Consider the following 294-nt stretch of genomic DNA (forward strand, 5'->3'; position numbering starts at 1 on the left):
AGCCACGTGCTGCGCGCGCTGCCCACCGGCTTCCAGACCGGCATGGACTCGGGCAAGCCCGTCTCCGGCGGTCCGTTCGCGATCGTCGGCATCGACTTGGCCCGCGACGAAGTGCGCCTCGTGCGCAACGACCGATTCTGGCGCGAGCCGGCGAAGCTGGACCAGATCGTGTTCCGCCGCCCGGGCACCCAGAGTCAGACCGTCGAGTCCATCCGTACCGGCGACTCGGCATTGGGCGTGGTGAGCGCCGGGCCCGCCCAGGAACAGTTGCTCGCGGCGATCCCCAACACCGTC

The 294-nt window shown here is 70.4% G+C and carries 1 protein-coding gene; it reads left to right on the forward strand.

Features of this window, described 5'->3' with window-relative positions; translation table 11 throughout:
- On the forward strand, nt 1-294 hold a 294-nt coding region (locus tag B4L26_RS07550), incomplete at both ends, for an ABC transporter substrate-binding protein (protein WP_349680477.1).

The sequence above is a fragment of the Gordonia sp. UBA7599 genome (genome assembly GCA_002477755.1).
GTDB lineage: Bacteria > Actinomycetota > Actinomycetes > Mycobacteriales > Mycobacteriaceae > Gordonia.